Below are 23819 nucleotides of genomic sequence, written 5' to 3' on the forward strand. Positions count from 1 at the left end.
AATTCAACGATGGTGTGCCACCGGCAAAAGCGGAAGATCTATCTAATTTACTGTCCGGAATTAGTTGACCACTACACTTTGATTTGGTAAACGTCGACAATTAGCATGCAAAGGAGTGCAGGTGGTTTTTTCTACTGTTGAATATGACGGTCAAATCGATTTCAGCAAAGCGGCAAAGGCTGTTCGAGCTAAAAATGAAAAGTTGCTACGCGCTTACTTGAAGAAATTTGGCAGCAAAATAGCTGGCAGCGTAAGAATCGATTTCAGTAATTTGGATGGTATGGAGGAAGGTCGGCTTTTTAACGAAGTGGTATGCCATATTTTATGGCATGTGAAATTTAGTCGCGCTACGGATATCTTGCCATCTCTGTATTCTGCTTATGAGTGTGCAGTTCAATTAGATCCAGACGGAACTTACTCGAATGAACACTTCGCTATGCATTTCAGCAAACATATTCAAAGTATTACCCCGTCCGACGTTATGTCATTTTTCGAGAAGAAGAATACAAATGTTCCATTCTTATTCGGCTTTACCTTCTTTGCAGCCCAATATCATAGCGCGTGTACCTCGCATACTAAGCCTTCGTTGGACGATGAACTCCAGGCGCTTTTTGCGGTATTAGATGGTAATTGGAGCATCTACTTGCTCTTTGTTGCATTACGGCATGTCAACGACAGAGAATCACTTCATACCATCTTAAAAAGAGAGCTTTTGCATCTTGGGGAAGATCAATGGGGTATGGTACAAGCGCTGCTAACACCGGGTGATAATGCTTTCCTCCCAATAGCGGAGGGCGACATTCATTTAAGCGCCTATCGAGACTTCCTATGGACTCTTGAGAATGACGCTGAACCTGGATACAGCGATGTGAGGCGAGTGTTAGAAGCACTGCTCTATGTTCAGCAAAGTGTTACCTCGTTTTTCCGTGAATATCAGTCCATGTTGGATGATTTTCATATCATCATTCCGATGGTGATTTTCTATCAACGTCTTAAGGAATTTGATTGTATATATGCCTCCGCAATCAGTAAGTTGATAGAAGCGAAACATCTACCCGGCATGCCAGCTCGACCGTTTGAGACTATCAAGGCATTCTGCGACTATTTTTCCGATAGTGAGCGAAAATGGTTAGCAAAATGGGATATGACTCTGTGTTCCTTTGAACTGCAATATTATGCTGATGATTACAGCCATTCTGGGCTAAGAATGCGACTCATTGATTTACTGTGTTCAGTGGGGCAAGAAGACTCATATTTCGAAGAGTTCAATTTACTGGAAAAACCCGAGTTTGATGACGATGGCGAACAAATTAATGATATCAAAGCACACCTTAACGTTGCAGATTATATTAGGGAAGAAATGTATGGTAAGTGCGCTATCCAGCAAGTCCGCTCGGCATATAGGGTAGTCTACAGATGGCTTTCTGCCCATAGCCAGGCTACGTTAGCAGAGGAATGGGAGGACTCGCCTGACCCGGGAATACTCGATCCCTTCAGGTTGCAGTATTTTTACGACGAGATAATTGGCGATATTGTTCATCATCCAAAATACAATGACCTAGAAATTGCAGCCAAACTTACCAACAGTGTTTACGCTGCACTCGCAGAAACCCCATATTGCCTTAGTTTGCCACTTAAGTTCTTTAAAGCATATTTTTCAAAAGACTACGACGAGGCGATATCTCTATACCACGACGTTGTGAATAGCGACTCTGGTTACAGCAATTCGGCGGCCAACAATCTGGCTCTTATTTATATCAAACGTCAGGACTATGTGTCGGCTCAAAATGTAATTAATACTATGGATGAGGGGGAGTCGAAAGCTGCCAGACAAAAGCAATTGGAAGTTAAACTTAAAAAAGAAGCTGAAATTCAGAGTATCCTCGCAATACCGAAGTCAGAACTCATTTTATCCAATGTCAGCAATTTACACCTACTATATCTGGCAGCAGCCGTCTATATGGCGCATGCAAGCAAAGAAACCTTCATCCATCTCCGGCCAAACCCCATAGTGTCGTTGTTGGTACCCTATTATCACACATCACACACGATCATCAGAGAGTTAATGACTACTGAGGTACTGAGGTTTAGCGGAAATGGATTCGCGGACTTTGATCCTGAAACAGCGACTCAATATTCACTGACATCGCTTCCTCTAATACCCAACATAAAAGGCTATTTCAATATCGATATCTGCTTAGATTTGCTAAGAGATGAGATCAAGAAACGGACTTTTGAACAATCAGAAGTCACAGAGTGTGAGAACAAACTCAAGGTAGCATGGCTTCTGAATAGTTTCTATTACAACTTGAGTAAGGTATTTGACACAGAAGATGTTGTATTAACATCAGGCGATTATGAGGATATAACTCCTCTCGTAGAGCGTTTTACTCCCAGCCAGCTTTATTCCATTGCATGGAGCGCAGTTAACTTTGTATCCGGTAACATGACAATGTACGGGTTTGGACAAAAGACCGCTTGTGAGCGATTGCTGCCGAGATTGCTGAAAAGTTTAAGGGAGTATTCTCATATTGATTTTAAAGCCAAGACGTTTGGTCGCCCTAAACTACCAACTTTTCACCTAGAGCGTATACTCTTTTGGGTCGATGGAATTTCACCAGAAGATAGGTTCATTTGAAATTACATGTTTGAGATTAAAATGCCCTCAACCACTGCACGAGCTCTCTGTATTTCAAAACGAAAGAGCTCGCGTGCAGCCTCTTATTTCAAGACTAGTAAGGAGCTACGATATAATTTTGACTTGGATGCGTAGAGTACAGAACCCTGACTCGATAAACTCTAATCAGGACTCTTCGTTTTAGCCGCTTTTCTGGCTGCAGTTCTCTCTATTCGAGAAATCACAGAAGACATGGTCACTTTTCTCATACCTGCTTCTTGAGATGAAAAACTACCAGCTCGAAAGGTGCTAGAGAAAGCACTTCGTTTTTCCGCTGCTGTTTTGGTCATTTCAGTTTGCTCCAATTCTTGGTAGAGATAATCGACTTTAGTTCTAAGGTATGAAGTATAACGTAACTGATCAAACTCATCCAACAAATTGTTCATTTGTCGTACAAGATAACGCCCCGATTGCCAGATATCAATACTTCTCTTACCACCAGTGGCGACATCCTTGACGGAAGCATACCTCATCGCCCCTTCGAGGTTACACCCTAAATTACTGAGTTTCTTCTTTCTATGAGTATAGTAAAAAAAGTCAGCCGCATGCACACCTCCTGAACCCAAGTAAAATATAGGTTCATTGTTTATGCTTTTAGGATAGAGATTCGAATCTTGATGATCAATTATTGAACCGTCCCCTAAGCCAATAACTAGCTTTTCCAGTTTTTGTTCATGTTCAGAAACCATAGCCATCAATCTTAGATAATCATCGATCTGTATGACATCCATAGACCAAGCTTGATCAACGATTATGGCAATTTCATCACCTGCATACAGCATGATTTCATTATCAAAAAGGATAGCTTTTCTGGTATCGTGCGCATCGCTAAAATGATGGGTACCAATAAATGTCCATCGTGAATCAGCAGCCCAGAAATGCTGATTAATGCCAAAAACAGTTGTCATCTTAAAGTTGTGAGTTCCATTCTGACTCAGCTTAAATCAGGCATTGAATTGATGATTTACTGTGAATTTACATGACAATCATCGGGTTGTCATGCGTAATATTGATACTGAAAATTTAGTGCTCATAAATTATCCAGTTTCAGGAATCTAATAGCATGCTACAAATTTTAGGATGCATTTTTCTATTTTAGGTAAATTAACTTAATTCCCGAGGCGGCTATTAAGGGACTTGTTTAACGTCACCCGGCTAACACCAAAATGCTTTGCCACTTCGGTCTTAGTTATTCTAGGGTCCAACAGCATAGCAGCGGCTTTCTGAATATCCGCTGGGCTCATCGAGAGTTTCCGGCCTCCTTTGCGCCCTCTAGCCCTTGCGGCAGCCAAACCAGCGAGCGTTCGTTCCCGAATAAGGTTGTGTTCAAACTCGGCCAAAGCTCCAAATATGTGGAACACTAACTTACCGCCGGCGGTGGTCGTATCAATCGCCTCGGTAATCGAGCGAAAGCCGACCTGTTTTGCTTCAAGCTCAGTAATGAGCTCAACCAAGTCTTTGAGTGAGCGTGCCAGGCGGTCGAGTTTCCAAACAACTAGTACATCACCTTTACGAAGCATCCGCAGGCAGTTTTGCAGTTCAGGCCGCTCGCGCTGCTTGCCGGTGATCTTCTCACTAAAAATCTCCTCACAGCCGGCTGTTCTTAATGCATCGTTTTGGAGATCAAGAGATTGGTCTTGAGTACTCACCCGGGCATAACCAAAAATCATCGCACACCTCTGACAACAGACTCACCATTTGGATTCTAGCTCAAATGCATAGAAAAGGTACCTAACCTTTACATAGATTTATTTACAAAATTTATTTACACGTTTTGAGGTTGAAGGGAGTTGATTTGAGCGTCGGCAGGGAGTGTAAAGAAAACGGTCGTTTCCCTATTATCAAGACGACATAATACATTTCGTACCTTGAAAATGGCCGATTTATTCAAGAAATTAATTACAGTTCAGGTCAGAGTTAACAGGCACCCCTTAATAAGCTCAACATTATCTACTTCGGAGATCTCTGATGATAATAAAATCGACCAGTATTACCGTCATCACAACCAAACTTGAAGATACTCGAAAATTCTACGAAAACTACTTCCAAGCCTTTCCAGTTTTCGATTGCGGATGGTATGTAGTACTTCGCCTTGGATCCGTGAACTCCGGGCCAGAAGTTTGCTTAATGACACCCAGACCAGATATGGAGCCATTTAAAGGTGGCATTTTTCTAAATATTAACGTTGAAGATGCTGATATAACATACAAAAAATTAACTGACTCAGGGTTGTCGATATTAATTCCACTTGAAGACCACCCTTGGGGGGATAGGGGATTTGGATTAGTTGACCCATCAGGCGTAGTAGTTTACTGCTACCATCCAATTAAGCCGACCAAAGAGTTCCAGAAATTTATAATTGAGCATCATTAAATCGGCTAAATACACTGGGAGCAGTGAGTTTATCCGCCACTCGCTCCTTGTTATGACGTATCGCCCTCGGACTAGAACCGAACCAGTGTTGCATTTCTCTACTCATGTGAGCTTGGTCAGAGAAACCACTCTCAATAGCTATAGAAGCAAGAGGCGCTTCAGATCGTATCAGCTCCAAACCAGCATACCTGACACGAGCTAAAGCATTCCAAAATCTTGGAGGAGCACCAGTAATTTGGACCAACTTCCTTCTAATACTTCTTTCGCTCAAGGAATTGAGAGGGCTAACTTTATCGAACGATAAATCCTCAAAATAGTCATCAAGCCAAACTGGCGCAGGCTCAACCAAAGCTTTTACTGCTTCCAAAAGCTGAACAGCCACATCTTCGCTTTCAACATCGTTATTCAAGCCATGGCTTACCTTGGGAAAATAACTCGTCACGTCTATATCTTTAAGTTTGCAAGAGTTATGCCGCTTATCCCAAGAAAAAGACACCCCCGGGCTTAGCCTCACCCCGATGAATTTAGTGTCTTCTCTACAAGAAATCATCCTAAAAGTAGTATCCAATCCGCTACAAATAATATTGGATGAATGATCTTTCCCCAGAATGACGATGATATCTCTGCAACCATCCGGAAATATTGATTCAGTCCCTTTTTTAAGATATGCCGTCCAAGAGCAAATAATTTGTTCCACTTAGGTTTTCTCCAAGATCAATGATAGCCTAACCTTCATGAGGTATCATCTATTTACACTTCGGATGCGTTCCACCTGCAGACTTTATAGCCTTGCGTGGGGATTTAGACATAATTTTCTCTCCTTGAATAATATTCTCTCGACCAATGCTGAGTGAGTATAGATACGGAAATTGATTGTGCAAACTTTGGGTAAAAGATGCTTATTTCAAATGCCTCGTTGACCTGCACGGAAAAAAATGTCTTTACGACTAACATTTCTTTGGGTTTAGAAGTACAACCAACCAGAAAACTCATGACCCAACTTGCCTTTCTGGACTGATAAAAAACACACCAACTGTACATGTCTCTTTTTCACAAAAGATCATAGCCTTAAATAACACTTTGACAGCTTCATCATAACTAATTGACAAAGCATCGCCTCTTTGTTACCAAATAAAGAACAAAATTTAGTCGTTATTAAAGGAATAATTATGTCGGGAAGAGATTCAACGCCAGGTTCACTGACGCCAACGGGTGGTACAGGGGGAGTAGATTGCTCCCAGCTGCGCTTCAACACTTACATCAGTAGCCCTAAACCGACTGTGTTACCTCAGTTAAATCCAGGCACAATATTGCATGTTGACGTCTACAAATTGGGGGCAACGGAAACTGTTGCAGTGTTTCTAAATGGCACACTCGCCGGCGGTATCGTTGATCAGTCAGCAAGGCTTTTTCAGTGCATTACCAGTGGCTTCATGTTTAAGGCCACGGTGGTATCCAAAAATGGTGCCCAAATTGCTATTCGGATAGAGCCTGCTTAAGGAGTGAGCAGTTATGCGATTAAATATCGTTGGGGGATGTTACAAAGAGATTTGTGATTGGCCCGATAAGCAGGAGTTGATGGGCTCAGCTGGTCGTGCTGTTCAAGTGATCTCGCAACTTTCAAATGGCGGCGAGGTAACGCTACACACCAAGCTTGATCCAAAGCTGAAAAACGAGTTGCAGGGGCAATTACTGTTTACCGAGTGTAAATTTGAAATAGTAGACTCAGAATTTACCCCGACATTTCGCTATCAACACCCACTCGCCATCCCAGAAATCACTCCAGAAAAGTGTGTTTATGGCCATAAACCGCCATTTAAGGTAAGAGACCTATCGAAAGAGAGCGCGCTTATTTTTGGTATGATTGAAGCCGAAGCGGAAGTGAATGCTGATACCGTTGTTTATGATCCTCAAAATGCAATTTCACCAAAGCTGTTTAGAGAAACCAAGTGCTCAGCTAAGAAGCTGGCCTTGGTGTTAAACCACTATGAAGCATCCAGCGCCTACACCCGTATTACAGGCCAAACCCTGCCTGACACTGAGTCCCTCGCTGATTGGGTTTTAACACATCAAAAAGCAGACGCCGTCGTTATTAAGTGCGGTAAACGAGGGGCGTACGCCACGTGCGCGACCGGTGCGAATGGCTGGGTTGAACCCTACCAAACAAGCAATGTTTACCCTATAGGTTCTGGCGATACTTTTGCTGCGGCATTCTATTTTTATTGGGTTAGCCAACAGTTATCTGTTTACGATGCCGCCAAACGTGCCAGCGGTGTTGCTGCATTTTATTGTGATACAAAAACCTATACGGACGATCAGTCACTGAATGACTACCTTGCTAAACTTCAAACCCATAAGCCACAATCCCAGAAAAAGCTGAATGTTTACCTGGCCGGCCCTTTCTTCACGTTAGCGCAGATGTGGTTAATTAATGAGACCAAGCGCTGTTTGGAAGAAGCTGGAATGAAGGTCTTCTCGCCCTACCATGATGTTGGTGTTGGTACTGCGGAGCAAGTTGTACAGCATGATGTTGACGGCATCCATAACTGTGATGTTGTTTATGCGCTATTTGATGAACACGATCCGGGAACACTATTTGAAATTGGAATGGCCATACAAGCCGGGAAGAAAGTGGTTATTTTGGCTGAGAACTCGACTAACGAACATTTGAAAATGTATGAGGGGACTGGCTGTCAGATCTATAAGGACTTTGCGACTTCCATTTATGCCGTAGGATGGTTGCAATGAGTAACACCAGGCAAAATGTAGGCCTCCTGTTGTCTGGTGGCATAGATTCCATTTGCCTGGCCTATCTGATTAAGCCCAAAGTGGCCTTCACTCTAAATTATGGGCAAAACGCTGCTGAGGCGGAAATCCAAGCTGCTAACTTCATTTGCGGCGAACTTGCTATACAACATGAAGTCATTTGCGTTGATTGCAGTGTGCTCGGTAGCGGTGATCTTTCTTCGAAGGAAGAGTTGGCCATCGCACCTAAATCAGACTGGTGGCCATTTAGAAACCAACTACTGGTTACACTTTGCGCATCACGCGCTGTGACGCTGGGTTTAGAGTCATTAATCACAGGCTCAGTAAAGTCTGACGGTTACCACAAAGACGGTACGGCAGAATTTTACCAACGTCTGAATGATGTCATGTCCTTTCAAGAGGGTGGGCTTAAGATTGAGGCGCCTGGCTTAGACTGGACGACAGAAGAGCTCATTGCGTTGTCCAAAATTCCAAAGTCTCTCCTTTATGCCGCGCATTCATGTCACAAGGCGAACATCCCATGCGGAAATTGTCGTGGCTGTAATAAGTATGAAAGCATCATGGCGGGAGTAAAAAATGCGTGATTTACTTGAACCTGTGCCAAAGTTAAATCCGACCCCAATTTCCAGATGGAAGCCAGAGGGTAAACATAGTTTTCTATTGCAACGATTGGCCGGGGCGCGTCCGGAAGAACCATTCCTCGATGTGCTTCATAAGCGTGAATGCCGTCGCAAATTTAGCCCAGCTTCTCCCGCTCGATTTGGTGAGCTCCTCCACCTGGCACATTCCGCCAAAAGCAGTTATATAAATGACGCCGGCTTTGAGGTGGAACAACGAAATGTAATATCGTCTGGCGCCTTGCATGCAATCCATATTCTGTTTAACCAACCTTCTCAACCGAATTGGTATTGGTACGATCCTCACACTCACAGTGCCATCGAGGTAGCATTACCGCGAAGTGTGTTGGCAGATAAGGCCAGAGATTTCTTTAATTCGAGCACAGCCGCTACCGTCATTTGGTATGTTGCGGATTTAGATCTCATCTCAGCGAAGTACGATAACCCATTATCACTGGTGTGGCGCGATGCAGGCGCTGTGCAATCAGCACATTCGCTGATTAGTGAACATATTGGCCTGGCATATTGCCCACTTGGCATTTCTGGGATGGCCGAAGCGGCGCTCTTATCAGACGAGCGCCAACTGCAGGGCATGGGGCTGGCGTTGGTTGGTGATCGGATTATCTGATAATTCAGTCTGAAGCCCCTGCGCAGACTTTCTGCTTCTTAGAATGTCCAGAATAAAGGGGCTTTCCTGCATCTCAAACCACATCACAGCATCTAATTCAGATGCTTTGGCGCCAATAGCCTTAGCGACGTTAATAAACGTCTCCTCCAGTTCCAGATAATCTTTTTCAATCACTTTATCTTCAGTGAAAAAGCCACCGAGTAAGCCAGCACGATAAATATGGATATCAAGGATTGCTACATCGTCAGCGTCCATCCAGTTACGAGCAACCCACGACGCTGTTTTTAGGCCAATACCTTTGATTTTGGTCAACCTGTCTCTCAACGCACGGCCGGTTGATGGTAATTCAGTGTCAGTAGAGAGCTGCAATATCGCATCAGCCAAATATTTCGCTTTTTGCTTAGCAAAACGGTACTTGACCATTTTTCCTCTCGCATTGAAGGGAGCTGACAACCACTCGTAAAGTTGTTCCTCAGAAATCACTTCACCACTAAATGCCCCTAGCTGCTTCAAATGCTCATAGGCGGCCAAGCCAATATACGCTGGGATCCCATGACCTCCCAGTAGGCACGCGCCAACTTCCTCAAGCAATGAGCGACCCAGTTTATACTGCACAGTATTGTTCATGAGTCGTCGTTGCAGGACTTTATACGTCCAATATGCCAGGCTGGGAAACGCCGCAACGTTTCCCCAATGAACGCCTGGTAATACTTGCTCATTTTCGTCAGGCAACTCTATTTGTACCATGGAGGCACCAATGCTCAAGAAAGTCGTTTGGCACATGTCATTACCTCGCATATGTTTGTTGTAACCAGTCCATGAGCTCCAATCGCTCACAGGGTGGCATGGCTTTGAATTTATCCTTCATTCGGGATAAACGCCTTTTGATATTCTGTCGTTCTCTGAAATTCTTGCCTAAATACCTTGTGTCATGCAGCTCACCAGACAGACTGTAGTTAAACCATAGTGTCTCAGTCCGCGGCCCCACTTGACTCTGTGCTGTAAAGCAATATTTGTTCCATCCAACCAATTCAGCGTTATAAAGTGCGTTGTCGTAACCAGATAGAAGCACCATACAATCGAGAGACTTCAGCTTTCTCAGTAAGGTTTTATGCTGTTCCAGGTCGAATTCGTACTCATAAATCTTTGTCTTGCGCCTCACTTCTGGTACGTAAGGTGGGTCGCAATAAACCAAGGTTTCATGGTTATAGATATCGAGAGATAAAACATCTAAGGCATCGCCCACGTAGGCTTCCAGGCCGTCGATTTCAAGATTTAGTTCGCTGACGAATTTTGGGTTGATATCGTTAATGATGGTTTTATGAGCAGGCTTTTTATTGGCAACCACAGCCCCACTTCCAACAAACGGCTCTACATAGAGTTTATGAGGAGGCATGTGATTAATTATGTGCTGGAAGCTTTTACCTTTACCACCTGGAAACGCCACACTTAATTCCCTAACAAATTACGACCGGTCTATTATCGGCAAAATTGCCGATGGTTGCAAGCGTGAAGTCAACCTGAAACATCTATATGAAATGCCGTCCTGCTGCCGATATCGCGCGGACTCCGGATAGAGTCGCTATTGGCTTGGCGAGAGCAGTGTTGTAGAACTTAAGGAAGGTGAGTTGCCCCTCATATATCTTAACTAGGGGCTTACGGGTTTGGCCTGTCATAGGCAATGATTTTTACTAGGGAGCTGGCCGTCACTTTTGTGTGCCAATCAAGTGTCGACCCAAACGAGTGAGAAAGCACTGTTGAAGTCTATTGGTGATATGGCAAACCCACATCACTATTGATAGAGCGTTTTTTAATCGTGACTGTCTAAAAACTCTTTGGGGCGCCAACCACTTAGATATTTTTCAACCAAGTCACGTAAGTCTTGATCAATATCTACGCTGCTTTGCATAAGTGAGGCAATTCTTTCGTGAAGGACCTCTTCATTGCCAAAAACTTTAACTAAACCATCCCAGTAAAGACGTGGTGTTCTGGTAACAGCTCTACTTCCCATCGGCTGACTTCTCGTCTCGCTTTTTGCGGATTTGAGTAAGGACAACGTAATTGTTGGTTTATCAGGAATAGAGAGTTTAGGCTCATCAGCAGATGACTCTCCGATTACTGTAAGCAGCGTTGTTAGCAAATCTGCTTCTTGGGAAAGACGCTCGGCGCTGGCGGCGCGGACTTCAGCTCGCCACTCCTGTTCGAACTTTCCGGCTGCGTCCTCACTGACTAACTGGTTACCAACTTTTTCTCGATAACCTATGATGTTTATCAGAGCGAGCTTGTAAGACAGTTGTTGGAGCTGAGGCAGGATCTGCTGAGTAGCAGCTTCTATCTCGCTTGGCTCTTTAAGTGCTTTTAAAAGACGATACACCACCCGGGTAACTGTCATTTGGGGCCCAAAGTCATAAATGCTTAATTGAACGTTAGGAATGATTTGCTGCAAGTTCAGTAAGACTATCGAGCCAGAAACTGCGTGCTCTTGAGCATACGATTCTTCATATACTTCAAGCATTGAGATCACATCACGAAGCTGATTCGGAGGAAGAGAACGCATGTAAGCATCAAAAGAGTTCTGGTCAGCCAATATTGACCATGCAACTTCAGCACAGGTATAAGCCTGTAATTTCTCTCCAGCGACTCGTTCTAGGTAAAATCGGAGAATATCTTCATGCGCAACTTTCCGCTCCTTAAGCCATCCATTCTTCCATGCGGCACCAAAATGGGTGTTGCCAATGTGCCGTTGCGCAGCGGGGAATAACCGTATAATAAGATTTCGAATAACGTTCTGCTGCTCACCCGCAGATCCAATCAGCGCGACAATTTGCTCTTTCAAATACTCGGGTTCCCGCTCTCCATAGGTATGCTTAGAGGTTGTCGTTAATCCAGCAATTGATTGGTGGAGTTTAGTGAACACATCTGGCAAGAAGATCCTTACGGCTTCAAGTGCCAGACAGTCAACGAGTGCAACACCCCCACCAAGCTCTTTAACAGTGCCATGGATAGCGGCACCATATCGTCTAACATCACGCATATTCCTTATTAATGGACGAATGACCTCCATAAATACATCAGGCCATAAGGTCTCATCGAACGCCCCCTTGTTCTCAATTCCTGAGAGCGCACCTTCGATGCCGGCGAAGATTTGCGAATTCAGGACATCAAAAGGGACTGCTGGCAAATCTATACCTATCTGTAAAATTTTCTCCAGATAGTCTCGACCGGGAATACCATGTTCCCCGAGAGCTTGTTCCACTCGGGCACGATCAAAGGCCAACAAATAAATAATATTTGGGAAATTCGCGGTAAGGCGGACCAACTTGAATACATCGCGTATTTCCGCCGTGGTTAAGCGATCGATATCATCTAATACGACAACGATGGGCTTGGGGATATTGCTCAGCGCTTTTGTTACCTTTGCATGTCGGCTTCCAGCGCCCTCTTTTCTGCTCTGGAGTAACTTGGAGGCTGCTACAACAGCTTTATGACCGCCTTCAATCCATGTGCCAACAAAGGGCAGCCAACCAAGCCCTGAAAACGCCTCTCCATATTCCTCAATTTTCTCACCAATTTCTTTAAGATCCGGCCTAAGCTTCAATTGCGCAGTCAACTCGATGAAAAATGATTGCACCAACTGGTCGGCGCCGCTGAACATCCAGGGATTAAAATCAAGTACTGGAATACCTGAACCCACCAGATGATGGCGAGTCAGATTTACAAAAGACGTTTTACCCGAGCCCCATGGTCCCAGCACGCCAACGACTAAACCGTGCCGCGCATCCATGTTTTGGATTTGCTCTGCAAATGCAGACGCCATTTTAGTTCTATTTAACGCATCAGCGTCAGGACTCGATATGGGATTATCCGCGGTCACCGAGACAGCGGGCGCTTCCGGAGGGCTTTCGCTCTCAACCTCATCAGGAGAGCTCGCTTTAACACTTGAGCCCAGTGATAAAATCCGTTTTAACCAGCCTAGTCCAAGCATACCGTCTCCAAAACTCACCCAAATTATCTGATTCTATACATAATGTTTATCCGTCGCTTCACGAAATTCGTCGAGAAACATTAGCAGCCTTTGTAATGAATTTTAAGTTCTCTGTTGATCGGGGAGTCTTTGACTACTGAGTCTGACAAATGCCAGAACTGATAAGCTTCAACGCTGATGGCAAGCAACGTCCTATCCAGCACTTCCGTATTAACGTTTTTTCTGAGTGCAATCACAACAGCCTTATGAGCATTATCTGGAGAGAAGTTATGTTGTCTTCGGACACTTCGTATTTCGTCCAGAAGCTCTTCTGGGGGTGAAAAAGCCTTAATAGCTTCATTGGGATCCCAATCAGCGACAAATAGTGCTCTGATCCCTGGCGGAAGGACATTGGCAAATTTCAGGGCATCCACGACACTTAGCCGTCGTCTGAACGCCTGCAAAACACCAACGACCATGTTCCAGGCCATATTAGTCGTATTCAGATTTGCAGCATCCCGAGCGTCCAACATGAAATTCTCGAACTGCTCAGTCGCGTGATAATATTCCATGGGTGCCGGCATACTACTTACTTAACCTTCGTTACTGCATCTAACTCGACAAGATCCCATTTCCCGTTATGACGATAAAGCCTTTTCCCTTGACGAGGATAATCGCAAATATCTGTTGTTGTTTTATTTCCAATCACCAAACATTGGAGAGCCTCAGAACCTGTAACAAATATCGAGTGGGCAATGCCATTGGTTGGGAAACCAAGGAAATCGCCTTTACTGATATGAATTTCTTCATCACCAATTGTCGCAATTCCTGTGCCTGACAATACGTAGATTGCCTCTTCATCTATATGATGAAAATGATGCTCTGTTGTGAAATGCCCGGGTTCTACCGTAATGATGTGCACCCCCAAACTTTTTAAGCCGACGAGGTCACCTAGTGAAATATTCAGACGTTGAGCCTGGGGATTCAGGAAGTGCGTCTTTTTTTCACCTGGTTCGTCTGCAATTTGCTGGCGAGATAAATACATCTAACCTCCTCGAACTACTCTGAAAAATGACGATTGCTCACAAACATATCCAATTTTAGCGCTATCTCGCATAAGTCGCAGTTATTGTGGCGCGTGCGAGCGAACTGCTATTTAGCATGAAACCAACTAATGCGGCTGATGGCGCTTCAGGCAAAGGTAGCTTTTCCACATCTAAAGCCCAAACAGTAAACTGATATCTGTGCATGCCATTGCCAACAGGTGGACAAGCTCCACCATATGCAGAAGAACCGAAGTCATTTCTTATAGCACGGGCTTTGACGAGGTTGATATCCTGACCTTTTGATAACTTAGTGGCCGATGCGGGAATATCAACTACCAACCAATGCCACCAACCACTTCCGGTTGGGGCATCTGGATCGTAAACCGTTACGGCAAAACTCTTTGTACCTTGTGGAGCGTTTTCCCATTCGAGTTCTGGCGAAATATTTTCACCGGCACACCCGAAACCATTGAACACTTGCTGTGTAGCCATCAAAGTGCCTTCACTCAGATCCTTGCTTTTGAGCACAAACTCACTTGAGAAGACCGATGTAGAGCACATCAATAATAACGAAACGAAAACCTTGTTCACGATACACCTCGACTCATAACTACCTATTGTTGACAGGTTCTAACTCATGAAAACTAACTGAGTAGGCCACGACGATCTTGTAATGAAATATCAGCAGCAAATACTTAAAGTTCTCCAGTCCGAAGTAATCGAACTCGAAAAATAGAACGATAAACGCACAATATAGCGATGCAGCAACAGCTCTTGATATGTAGTTTGGCGCCAATATCGCGAACGTAAACGACATCAAAAATAGGGTGCAGTACGTCAGGAACCCGGACAGTGCCGGCTCATTTAAGAACAGAAATAAAACACAGATGTGCACCAGGTGCATGAGACAAAATAGCCACTTTTTTACCTTGCTGACACCGTCTCTGTTAAACCACTTACGCGCGGCAATCGTTTCATTCGTAACCACACCGCCTATTACATCAAATGCCAGCAGACAGAGTACGATGGTGTAGAGCAAGCCTTGCCCGAACAAGAACGCTGCCTGAGAGTAAACGAGAAATGCGACAATGGCCGCAGGTGCAAGAAACTGCAGCAAGATTTCTGTTCTGGTGGCTGTAGGGCCCGTCAGTTTTGCTAAATACCCCATTATCGAGTCCTTGCGATGATTTGAGACTCAATCCTTCGTGTGTCTAATATTTGGATGTGAGCTGATATTCGTTCAATGTTTTGTTGGGTAACCGTCAACAGCTCAGCGCATTCCGGTGTTGCGAAAAAGTCTTTGTTTGCTCTTGATTGGAATGTGAGTATGGATAACAGCAGTTTAAGCTTACCGCACGAGTCAGCAATTGAGTCAAACTCAGCTCGTGTTAGCGTTGCATAAGAATCATCCTCAGTACTCTTTTTTGAGCTGACCAGCTTTCTCACAAATAAAGATTTTGACATTCAGACACCCCCGAAAGCCTATCTCTTGCTGATGAACAATATAGCAGCGCGAAAACAGGCTACTGATGTACAGATTGCTATTTTAGTTAATGCACAGGTTCACTTCCTCGTCATCCAAAATCGCAGAACAATTGCCACAGTAGCACGGCCTTCCTTATGCCGCTTTCTCTGTAAGGGCTTTGGCCAAAGAGCCAAGTGTAATGAGGGCTCTCTCGACTTGTGGTGTCCATTGGACGGCACAAGACAGGCGAATGCAGTTATGGTACTTATTACTCGAAGAGAAAATATGACCTGGTGTAATACTGATCCCCTGGTCCAGAGCAAGTCTCGCGAGTTCAGCTGAGCTCACATTTTCAGGTAATTCGACCCATAAAACGAAACCGCCTTTAGGCTGGCTGATTTGGGTTCGCTCAGGAAAATATCGATAAATGAACTCTGCCATTTTTTGTATTGCATGTTCGTATTCAACTCGCACTTTTCTTAGATGTCGATCATATTTTCCCGACTGAATAACATCTGATACCACTAACTGATTGATAGATGACACCGACACATTCGTCATGAATTTCAGGTGCTCTAACTTCTCGTTCGAAAGCTTTGAGACAATCCAACCAATCCGTAAATCGGGAGAAATGGTTTTAGAGAAAGAGCCGCAATAGATGACATCTGCGGAGGAATCGAAGGACATAATACTCCTTGGTCTGTTCTCACCGAAATACAGATCTCCGTAAGTGTCATCCTCAATAATGGTGACGCCTTTTTCGGATAATATTTTGCTCAGCTGTGCTTTATTATCATCACTCAGCAGACTGCCAACCGGATTATTGAAGTTAGGGATGATGACGCATGCTTTGACATCAAAGCTCCTAACAGCCTCAGATAAATACGTTAACGATATACCCTCTTTTTGGTCAGTTGGTATTTCGATTGTCCTTAACCCGAGTGATTCTATTAGCTGAAGAAGCCCAAAGTAAGTGGGTGACTCTACTGCAACGATATCACCTGGTTTAGTGGTAACGCGAAGTGCCAAACAGAGTGCTTCCTGACATCCATTGGTGACGATGATTTCATCTGGGGAAGCGATATACCCGGTATCTGCCATTCTTCTGGCAAGTTGGTACCTCAGCTCAGGCGCCCCTGCATACACCTCATAATTGAACAATCTGTTTCTATACTTGCCAACCTTTTGCAGAGCTCGCTCTACAGCCCGAACGGGCAAATATTGGTGTGCTGGCACTGCTGCACCAAGTTTAATGATTCTGGGATCTGCTGCGGCTTTGGATAAAGCCGATGCGATATGCTGTACCGAGACTTTCTGTGGCTTTAGTACGGCTTTGAGATCAAGAGGCTTTATCGGACCGCTCTCTTTTCTATGCTTTACGAAATATCCTGATTTCGCTTTTGCGTGAATATATCCCTCATCCTCCAGTAACCGGTAGGCCGCGATTATTGTAGCAACACTGTAGTTGCCTCTTTTGCTCATTTCACGAATGGCTGGAAGCTTAGAACCCGGCATATAGGTGCCGTTTTGGATTTGCCTTTTTAAATCAGATGCCACGGTTTGATAAAGTGTGGTCATACGTCGGTCCTTCTTTATCTTTAAATCGAACATCAGAACACCACAGCGCCAATTATGCTCTTTAACAATTGGCATCTTGAGCACTGACTTTTTAGTAGTAGAAAATGCCGCTGTCAATTTTCAACAGGGTCTATTGCGGGTGTCCGCTTCACTTTTAGAAGATAATGTTTCTCTATGGCTGAGCGCTAATGCTATTAGGTTATTTGTAAACATTCATGATTGTTGCCGTCATTGTTGCGACGGGTTTGCTCTCGCCCAATGTTGAGCTGTAAAGCGTTGCATCTGCTACGGATATCGTTTTACCTGCTTTCACTACTTGGCCGATTGCTTTAAAGGTATCGCCTACACCAGGCCTAAGTAAATTGACTTTAAATTCAACCGTCAACACATCAGCATCTTCGGGAGCTATGCTGAGTGCTGCATAACCACAGGCACTGTCCAGTATGGTAGAGAGGATCCCTGCGTGCATGTAGTCATTCTGTTGAGTAAACTGCGCCATATATGGAAAAGTGATTTCGACACTGCCAGGGCTTTTTACGACGAGCTCAGCATTTAAAGCGTGCATGGCAGGCTGACGATTAAAGCTTCGCTGTGTTCTTACAATATACGCTTCATTTTCAGTGTGCATGCTTAATCCCTCGGGTTAAATTGATGCCGCCAGCATCAGTATGCCTCATCAGCAACCTTCTCACATTCTTCATCAATTAGGCTTTGAAAGTGTATCGAGATAATATTGAAGACATTTCCAGGACAGGTAGCAATAGGTCTGCCGTCTATAGACTTTACGGGTATTAAACGCGCACCACTTCCGCATATGAAACACTCGTCTGCGTTGTACAAGTCGTATTGCGTCATAGACATCTCTGAGATCTGAATACCTATAGAGTGTGAGATCTCAATAATGGCTTCGCGGGTGATCCCCTCAAGTGCACCATCGTTAACCGGTGGGGTAACTAAAACACCGCCTTTCACAATAAAAATGTTTTCAGCACTGCATTCGGCCACGGTACCAAACTGATTCAATAATATCGCTTCTTCAACGCCGGCTGCGTTTGCCTCGGCACGCGCCAATATAGAATGAAGGTAGTTTAGCGACTTCACACGTGGATCAAGTCCGGTACCAACAGCCCTTCTGATACTGCTGGTAATAAGACGAACCCCCTCTCGTCGTGCGTTGTCATTAACAAGAGATAATAACGCAGGAATAATAAAAACGTTTGGGGCGCGGCAATTATGCGGATTCAGTCCCATGTCACCTTCGCCACGGGTGACTAAAATTCGCAGGTATCCGTCATTCAGCGCTGAATTAGCAATGCACTCAGAAATGGCTTTCCTGATATCGTCATCGGAGTACTGGATTTTAATATCGAGTGCTTTAAGAGAGCGACGTAAACGTTTGAGGTGCCGGTCTAATCGAAATGGATTGCGATTGTAGAACCTCAGCCCCTCAAAGCAGCCATCCCCATATAAAAAACCGTGGTCATATATGGACACAACGGATTGCTCTGGGGTGATCATCTTGCCATTTTTCCAGCAAGCGTATTTAGCGCTCGTTTCTGTTTCACTCGGGGATTCCATAAGTTGTTCTCTTAAGCGTGCGCTTTATACACTCTTCTTAACTGGCTGTTTGATATGAAAAATCGTTAACTAAATACATCAATCGTACTTAACGGTGCGCACAGTTAAATGCACAGTTTCTGCATTTTTTTAATACACAGCGCTTGTGTTTAAAATTGGTGGTCTCGGAATGTCATGCTGATTACCGCTTGGGTGTATCTATAAATCCGCCCCCAATCTGTGTCTGTATGGGGACGCTATACTGTGTTTATAGTTGCTCAACGTTTACGGCACAAAGTACATAGGAGTATCGATTGTGGCTCAACCCCAACATAAAGGCCGGTGCCTGTGTGGTGCCGTGACACTTACTGCAACACCCAATAGTCACGTCTTTGGCGCCTGCCATTGCAAGATGTGCCAGAGATGGGGCGGAGGGCCACTTCTTGCTATCGTATGTGGCGCCAACGTTGTTTTGGATGGGGAAGACGATATTGCTGTTTTCGACTCTTCTGAATGGGCAGAGCGTGGATTCTGCCGGCAATGCGGTACTCATCTGTTTTACCGAATGAAGCAAGAATTGACCTATGCCATACCTATTGGTGTGTTCGATGATATCGAGAATTGGCATTTTGGTGAGCAAATCTTCATAGAGGATAAGCCGAGCTGTTATTCCTTTGCTGACCAAACGGTGATGAAAACAGGGAAAGAGGTCTTCGGGTAACGTTGTTGTGGACCATAATGATTGGTTTTATCGACGCCAGTCGTCTAGCAATATTGGCTTTCTTGCAGTGTTTTTTGCAAACTTTCATTCCGCCTATTCAGTTCCACAACAGTCAGTATTTAACGTAACGCCTATCTTCAGGATTGAATGGGCAGATGCCTAACAAGAAGCGTTGACATTCTGATAACGCCAGATATTATTAGGCCATTGGCATAGTCATGGCCAGCTGCCCACTATAGCAAACCCGGATGGGATGACTATTTAATCACACCTTATATCAATGCTTAGGTTTTTCAGCGACCGCGGCAGTGGGCACCGTAGACGCGTACTGGAGAACTAAGTCATGACATACGTCAAAATTATCACCACCAAAAATGTCGAGCTGATGAGGCAGAAAGCTCGTAAGCTCAAGCACGAAAAATCGATTTCACACACCCAAGCTCTCGATGAAGTCGCCAAAGCGGCCAGATTTAATCACTGGCATGAGGTGGTCAAGGCTAATGCCCACTTTAAACCGGCTGAAGCAGCACTCGCTGATGGCTGTGTGTTGGCTTTTGATGTCAAAGATGGAATGGATATCGATACCTCTGATGGCACTCTTATTGAGGACCACCTCCTGGAAATACTTACCCAGGACCAGCTGTTCGAGATCTATAAGAATTTCATTGAAGAGGATGACGAGCAAGGTAGGCCATTGAAAGACATTTATTCCGATCAAGAGCTCAGGGAGTTTTTCGTCAGCGAGTGCGATTTTATGTACTTCCGGCTAACCAATGCCAAATATCAAACTATCAACGATGTCCTGACGCTTACCAGACAATACAGTTTCTGGCCTCCGTATTATATATGGCTCAAGGGCGAGCTTTATGATACACGGGCTCTTCCTGCTGAGGATGTGGACGGTAATACTGTAGGTGTGCGCTTCTAGCCGCCTACCCTTTGCAAACGGTGGCAGACGGATTTGCTACCCTTGTATCATTAATCACTTCGGGCATTTTCCTCGACAAGTACTTGATCGGTTAATCCACAAATTTTTTAAAGCTATCCAAATCGTTCCACTGCCTAAAATGTGAGAACAAACGGCCATCGCCCGGCTCCAGACCTTCGATATCCATCAGCACATTTTGCCTCTTAAACACCGAATCAGCGGTGTCATGGCAATACTTGATAAGACTCGTCGTTAAATGTTCCGGGCCCCCCTTATCGCTACCGTAAACAATAGTGACATTTTCAGGTAAGTAATCATCCATAAATATGGGTTTTTCACGGCTATTAAACGACGCATGCTCTCCCAGATCAGAGTCAACGACCAAAGCAATTTTGCCGGGATAAAAATCTGCCTGCTTTGATACTGCGCCCAACACCTGCCACCAGCCGTGATTTTCAGGTTTCTCGATAACGTTCCATGCTTCAAAAACAGATAAGAGTGTCGTCGATGCGGACATTGATTCACCGTGCTTCCCAGTAGGAACGAGATGAATTGCTGCGGTCACAGAAACCTTTGAACCCTGAATTGTTCGCGTGTTTGTATCAACTGCAATTACATGGTTGTAGGTCAATAACGGGTCATTCGAATTTAAATGCACCTTCCCATTAGCGCTGATACTTTCGTGCAGGATCTTGTCACCACCATTCTGTCTTTTTCGTTTGTACTGGAGCTTTGATTGCCCTATCAATGGGTATAGCGTGCCGTTTTTAACACCAAACAGTTGTTGTTGACCAAAATCAAGAGCAAGCCCGTCGAAAACTTGGAAGTTCGCCGGATTTAAGCTGATTGAAATCGACCTCTGGTTTTGCTGCCTAGTCTTTTTCATACGTGTATTATGGGTAAACAATCGTGGAATTGATGATGCATGTTTCTCACAGGGGTCATGGCCTCCTCATACCCCGTTAGAATAGACAGCATCTGCAAATTAATCGCAGCAACTGCATTGCAATTTCTCAGGGCATCGTAAATCAGTTTCTCTTCATAGCCTATGCCATTGTTTACCAGTGCGATTAGTCCGCTATGCGTAAAACTGTTTAGTGTTGAGTTGGTAATGGCTTTGAAATCTTGTAATTGTCTCAGGATATGGCCAGGCGCATCGGATTTATCGAGCGACTTTAACATGTCGGCTATCATTGGTGTTTCGAGCTTATTAAGCTGATTTGGCCCGACCTGCCCAGCTGTTCTGAGTTTGCTGAGCCATGGATAGATATCGGCGTGCATCAACCAAAACCCCCGCACGAGGCTCTCATACTGTGGTCGCATTAATGCGAGACCGGATGATATAAAGCCATCTGCAATTAATTTAAGCGACGATAGGCCGTGCTCAAATGAGAGGATCCCTGATTGAAAAGCCATTTGAAATTTGAGTTCTGAGATCGGTCCATTCTGTTGTAACTGCTCGATGTGCTCAGCAATAAAACCGTACATTTCACAACAGCGGGGCAACAGCGTCTCTAATTCCTTTTGATACACAGCAAATCCTTCTTTCTGGGGTATCTAACACTAACACCATAGCAGCCGCTCAGCCAGTTTCTGCCCACGCGAAGTGACGATTAATGAGGTGGAAAGCAGTGGTTTGAACATCATGCCTGCGTTACCGACTTACAAAGAGCCTGCCGTAGAAGGTCAGATTGGTGGTCTTAAGTTAGAACTGGGTTGTTAGTCGAATCACTAACGCCCTTGATAAGCATCTTAGGCGTTACTCATCTACTTTAGACAAATATGTTAAGCAAATCCTCGTCGAAGACCGCACCACTTAGGTGATGTCGTTCACATGTTACTTTGAACTGTTCGTTCACAAAGAGCGTTTTACACCCCTCTAGCTTCGATTTAAATATTGCTTTGTCTACGACGTCATTTTCATTAAATACGAGCGACTCCAATCCAATTGGAAAACCATCCTGATATTTAAGTAGGCACTGCGCCTCGATTTCCGCACCCAACGTAACACAGTTGAACAAGGTTAAATCGTAGCCCTCAACATCAATTGGTAAGAACTCGCCATACCGTCCGATGACGGGTGAAAGATGTTCAAATGCGACTCGATTGAGCACTAGAAAATTTCCCCAGAACGAAATATCTGGCAGCGGATGGTCATGATAATGTTGATGTGGTTCACAATGAGGTGCTTTCCACCGCTCGCTCAGAGATTGGCAGGAGCTGGATAGTTTCCTGACGATCTGATACTTCGGATCATCAAGCAACTTTGCTAGCTGCAGGATACTTAACTGGACTATCTCATAGCTATTTTCGGGTCGCTTTAGACGATAGATCATTGATGATTAGCCCCTATGCCTGCTTCTGAAGAATTGATTTAGGGTGCTCACCCGTTTTCAGTAACGCTTTAACGTGCCGTAATCTGCTGATAAAAATGCTTTCTGGCAGATTATCATTTAAAAAATGATCTGCTATCCAGTTTTCATAGTTTTGCGTGTGTATAGGCCGGTGAGATGGCGATTTTGGCGTCGCCCAGTCATCCGTTTTATTTTTCTCAAAGTTTCTAAGCCACACACCGTTGAGTGGATCATTGATCCCCACACCATGCAAATGCAGGTTAAGCCGGCATTCCTCCATCATCTGTTTTAAATGCCGGCCGGCACCAGGAATAATATGATGCGCCTCATGGAAAGTGGTCGGTTTCGCTTCACCAACAGCCCTTAAGTTCCTTGCCAGGCGACGTGTTGGGTGGTGCGGCTCGGCGAATAGCGCTTCTACATCACGCTCCTGGTTTGACTCGCGGTACTTACTTAGCTGTGTTTGCATTTTAAAATGTGCCGCAATTTTTTTTCGCTCTAAACGCAGATGTTTCCAGTCTCTCTCGCACTTGGCAACCCGGGCCTGCTTGGCTTTAGGGCATTCATTCGCCGGCGCCGCTTTGTTTCGCTGATTGTGAAATTTACGAGCTTCTAATTCATAGTTATAAATTATCATCTCTAACGGTGTTGGATTAAGCGGCCTTTCTGGCTTTGGAATAGCAACATACTGTGGTGATGTCTGAGCTTTCATCCTGAAATACACTCCTGCTTTAAACGATCGGTAACGGCCATTTTAGTATTGCCGCCATTTGACAGCAATGATTTGTAAATCTAATTTTAACTTATAATTCACTTTAATGGTCTTGGTTATGGATAATCAGCGCGTCACCGAGCAACAGGCCGTGCAACTTCTCCAGCAATGGGACGGTATTGGTCGCGATCTGCCATCATTGGCAAAACTCTCGCCGGTCAAAGATCAACAAGCAATACTTTTGCTGCTGCCCGGCTATCTTTGTAATCAATGGTATCAAGTTGGCGAAACCTATAGCTGTTATACAGAGGCACTAACCTGCTTAGGCACTTTAATAGATAGAAGTCGAACGGCAACTCAGTTGCCAAACTGAACATGTAATTACACTTGTCGGTATCGGAATTGCCAATTCCGGCCTGACTGATATACTGTA

General features: G+C 44.5%; 26 protein-coding genes. 9 read left to right on the forward strand and 17 right to left on the reverse strand.

Going from position 1 to position 23819, the window contains the following annotated elements; genetic code table 11:
• Positions 1-121 precede the first annotated feature (121 nt).
• Complete coding sequence (locus J3B89_RS19790) at positions 122-2638, forward strand: tetratricopeptide repeat protein (RefSeq protein ID WP_215399366.1); 2517 nt, start codon at positions 122-124, stop codon at positions 2636-2638.
• Between the two features lie 161 nt (positions 2639-2799).
• On the opposite strand, the gene J3B89_RS19795 is transcribed toward J3B89_RS19790, so the two are convergent.
• Positions 2800-3585, reverse strand: coding sequence for a hypothetical protein (locus J3B89_RS19795; RefSeq protein WP_215399367.1), 786 nt, complete (start codon positions 3583-3585; stop codon positions 2800-2802).
• Positions 3586-3786: 201 nt separating this feature from the next.
• Positions 3787-4347 carry a recombinase family protein gene (locus tag J3B89_RS19800; protein WP_215399368.1) on the reverse strand — a complete coding sequence of 187 codons (561 nt, stop codon included), beginning with the start codon at positions 4345-4347 and terminating at the stop codon, positions 3787-3789.
• 298 nt (positions 4348-4645) lie between these two features.
• On the opposite strand from J3B89_RS19800, the gene J3B89_RS19805 reads away from it, so the two are divergent.
• A complete protein-coding gene (locus J3B89_RS19805; RefSeq protein ID WP_215399369.1) occupies positions 4646-5050 on the forward strand; it encodes a VOC family protein in 405 nt (134 codons plus the stop codon).
• Here the strand turns inward: J3B89_RS19805 and J3B89_RS19810 are convergent.
• The gene (locus J3B89_RS19810; protein ID WP_215399370.1) at positions 5031-5747 is read right to left on the reverse strand and encodes a helix-turn-helix domain-containing protein; all 717 of its coding nucleotides are present in this window, start codon (positions 5745-5747) and stop codon (positions 5031-5033) included. The genes J3B89_RS19805 and J3B89_RS19810 overlap by 20 nt on opposite strands.
• Positions 5748-6171: 424 nt before the next feature.
• Here J3B89_RS19810 and J3B89_RS19815 point away from each other — a divergent pair, with 424 nt between their 5' ends.
• Genes J3B89_RS19815 through J3B89_RS19830 form a run of 4 tightly spaced genes read left to right on the forward strand, consistent with a single transcriptional unit; the run spans position 6172 to position 9061 of the window.
• A complete protein-coding gene (locus J3B89_RS19815) occupies positions 6172-6549 on the forward strand; it encodes a hypothetical protein (protein WP_215399371.1) in 378 nt (125 codons plus the stop codon).
• A 13-nt stretch (positions 6550-6562) separates the two neighbouring features.
• Positions 6563-7798 carry a PfkB family carbohydrate kinase gene (locus tag J3B89_RS19820; RefSeq protein ID WP_215399372.1) on the forward strand — a complete coding sequence of 412 codons (1236 nt, stop codon included), beginning with the start codon at positions 6563-6565 and terminating at the stop codon, positions 7796-7798.
• Positions 7795-8400, forward strand: a complete 606-nt coding sequence (locus J3B89_RS19825; RefSeq protein ID WP_215399373.1) for a 7-cyano-7-deazaguanine synthase — start codon at positions 7795-7797, stop codon at positions 8398-8400. The genes J3B89_RS19820 and J3B89_RS19825 overlap by 4 nt, the downstream gene beginning before the upstream one ends.
• Positions 8393-9061 (forward strand): nitroreductase family protein, encoded by a 669-nt coding sequence (locus J3B89_RS19830; protein WP_215399374.1) that lies wholly within the window; start codon positions 8393-8395, stop codon positions 9059-9061. Before J3B89_RS19825 ends, J3B89_RS19830 begins: the two co-directional genes overlap by 8 nt.
• On the opposite strand, the gene J3B89_RS19835 is transcribed toward J3B89_RS19830, so the two are convergent.
• The 10 genes from J3B89_RS19835 to ilvE all read right to left on the reverse strand — a co-directional run bounded on the left by J3B89_RS19835 (position 9002) and on the right by ilvE (position 18692).
• Positions 9002-9808, reverse strand: coding sequence for an 8-oxoguanine DNA glycosylase (locus J3B89_RS19835; RefSeq protein WP_215399375.1), 807 nt, complete (start codon positions 9806-9808; stop codon positions 9002-9004). The two genes, J3B89_RS19830 and J3B89_RS19835, sit on opposite strands and share 60 nt — an antisense overlap.
• A gap of 40 nt (positions 9809-9848) precedes the next feature.
• A complete protein-coding gene (locus tag J3B89_RS19840) occupies positions 9849-10508 on the reverse strand; it encodes a DNA adenine methylase (RefSeq protein WP_215399376.1) in 660 nt (219 codons plus the stop codon).
• A gap of 363 nt (positions 10509-10871) precedes the next feature.
• Positions 10872-13046: a KAP family P-loop NTPase fold protein gene (locus tag J3B89_RS19845; RefSeq protein WP_215399377.1), complete on the reverse strand. Its 2175-nt coding sequence runs from the start codon at positions 13044-13046 to the stop codon at positions 10872-10874.
• 80 nt (positions 13047-13126) lie between these two features.
• Complete coding sequence (locus tag J3B89_RS19850) at positions 13127-13597, reverse strand: DUF2267 domain-containing protein (RefSeq protein ID WP_215399378.1); 471 nt, start codon at positions 13595-13597, stop codon at positions 13127-13129.
• Positions 13598-13614: 17 nt separating this feature from the next.
• Positions 13615-14070, reverse strand: a complete 456-nt coding sequence (locus J3B89_RS19855) for a cupin domain-containing protein (protein WP_215399379.1) — start codon at positions 14068-14070, stop codon at positions 13615-13617.
• Positions 14071-14131: 61 nt separating this feature from the next.
• Positions 14132-14662: a YbhB/YbcL family Raf kinase inhibitor-like protein gene (locus tag J3B89_RS19860; RefSeq protein ID WP_349814239.1), complete on the reverse strand. Its 531-nt coding sequence runs from the start codon at positions 14660-14662 to the stop codon at positions 14132-14134.
• Between the two features lie 19 nt (positions 14663-14681).
• Entirely contained in the window at positions 14682-15239 is a 558-nt protein-coding gene (locus J3B89_RS19865; protein ID WP_215399380.1) for a hypothetical protein, read from the reverse strand.
• A 450-nt stretch (positions 15240-15689) separates the two neighbouring features.
• Entirely contained in the window at positions 15690-17189 is a 1500-nt protein-coding gene (locus tag J3B89_RS19870; protein ID WP_215399381.1) for an aminotransferase-like domain-containing protein, read from the reverse strand.
• A 124-nt stretch (positions 17190-17313) separates the two neighbouring features.
• A complete protein-coding gene (locus tag J3B89_RS19875) occupies positions 17314-17742 on the reverse strand; it encodes a PaaI family thioesterase (protein WP_215399382.1) in 429 nt (142 codons plus the stop codon).
• A 35-nt stretch (positions 17743-17777) separates the two neighbouring features.
• Positions 17778-18692 (reverse strand): branched-chain-amino-acid transaminase, encoded by a 915-nt coding sequence (gene ilvE / locus J3B89_RS19880; RefSeq protein ID WP_215399383.1) that lies wholly within the window; start codon positions 18690-18692, stop codon positions 17778-17780.
• A gap of 295 nt (positions 18693-18987) precedes the next feature.
• Between ilvE and J3B89_RS19885 the strand changes: the two genes are divergently transcribed.
• Together J3B89_RS19885 and J3B89_RS19890 are read left to right on the forward strand one after the other, a co-directional pair.
• Positions 18988-19392, forward strand: a complete 405-nt coding sequence (locus J3B89_RS19885; RefSeq protein WP_349814240.1) for a GFA family protein — start codon at positions 18988-18990, stop codon at positions 19390-19392.
• Positions 19393-19735: 343 nt separating this feature from the next.
• Positions 19736-20320, forward strand: a complete 585-nt coding sequence (locus J3B89_RS19890) for a plasmid-related protein (RefSeq protein ID WP_215399384.1) — start codon at positions 19736-19738, stop codon at positions 20318-20320.
• A 91-nt stretch (positions 20321-20411) separates the two neighbouring features.
• Here J3B89_RS19890 and J3B89_RS19895 read toward each other — a convergent pair whose 3' ends face one another.
• From J3B89_RS19895 to J3B89_RS19910, 4 genes are all read right to left on the reverse strand, one after another.
• Positions 20412-21206 carry a hypothetical protein gene (locus J3B89_RS19895; RefSeq protein ID WP_215399385.1) on the reverse strand — a complete coding sequence of 265 codons (795 nt, stop codon included), beginning with the start codon at positions 21204-21206 and terminating at the stop codon, positions 20412-20414.
• A complete protein-coding gene (locus J3B89_RS19900) occupies positions 21203-21853 on the reverse strand; it encodes a DUF6988 family protein (protein ID WP_215399386.1) in 651 nt (216 codons plus the stop codon). The genes J3B89_RS19895 and J3B89_RS19900 overlap by 4 nt, the downstream gene beginning before the upstream one ends.
• Before the next feature lie 239 nt (positions 21854-22092).
• The gene (locus J3B89_RS19905; RefSeq protein ID WP_215399387.1) at positions 22093-22656 is read right to left on the reverse strand and encodes a hypothetical protein; all 564 of its coding nucleotides are present in this window, start codon (positions 22654-22656) and stop codon (positions 22093-22095) included.
• 13 nt (positions 22657-22669) lie between these two features.
• Positions 22670-23386 (reverse strand): AHH domain-containing protein, encoded by a 717-nt coding sequence (locus J3B89_RS19910; RefSeq protein WP_215399388.1) that lies wholly within the window; start codon positions 23384-23386, stop codon positions 22670-22672.
• Between the two features lie 118 nt (positions 23387-23504).
• Here J3B89_RS19910 and J3B89_RS19915 point away from each other — a divergent pair, with 118 nt between their 5' ends.
• Positions 23505-23759 carry a hypothetical protein gene (locus J3B89_RS19915; protein ID WP_215399389.1) on the forward strand — a complete coding sequence of 85 codons (255 nt, stop codon included), beginning with the start codon at positions 23505-23507 and terminating at the stop codon, positions 23757-23759.
• The last annotated feature ends 60 nt before the right edge of the window (positions 23760-23819 follow it).

Origin of the sequence: Rheinheimera oceanensis (assembly GCF_018831085.1) — a bacterium.
Classification (GTDB): domain Bacteria; phylum Pseudomonadota; class Gammaproteobacteria; order Enterobacterales; family Alteromonadaceae; genus Alishewanella; species Alishewanella oceanensis.